The organism is Methylobacterium sp. CCH5-D2, from assembly GCF_001556475.1.
In the GTDB taxonomy this organism is placed as follows: Bacteria; Pseudomonadota; Alphaproteobacteria; order Rhizobiales; family Beijerinckiaceae; genus Methylobacterium; species Methylobacterium hispanicum.
This window is the reverse complement of the sequence record NZ_LSIX01000215.1, coordinates 1-212: the sequence shown is the minus strand read 5'-3', so window position 1 is coordinate 212 and position 212 is coordinate 1. Positions and strand designations below refer to the sequence as shown.

Annotated in this window: 1 protein-coding gene; it reads right to left on the bottom strand. The window is 74.5% G+C overall.

Annotated elements, in window-relative coordinates; genetic code table 11:
- A partial coding sequence (locus tag AX737_RS34120; protein WP_197430471.1) for a hypothetical protein occupies positions 1 to 212 on the bottom strand: 212 nt, incomplete at both ends.

Below are 212 nucleotides of genomic sequence, written 5' to 3'. Positions count from 1 at the left end.
CCACCAGACGAATTGCAGCGTGCCGGTGAAGAGGTCCTTGTGCCGCCGCCGCCGCATCTGGAAGCGGCGCATGGCCGCGGCGTCGCCGTACATCAGCCCGGAGAGCGCGACGTAGTCCTGGGTCCGCAGCGCGCCGAAGGCGAGGCGGCAGACCGCCTCGTCGCCAACGCGCTCGACCGGGCCGAGCACCACCGGCAGGGCGCCGGCGGCCC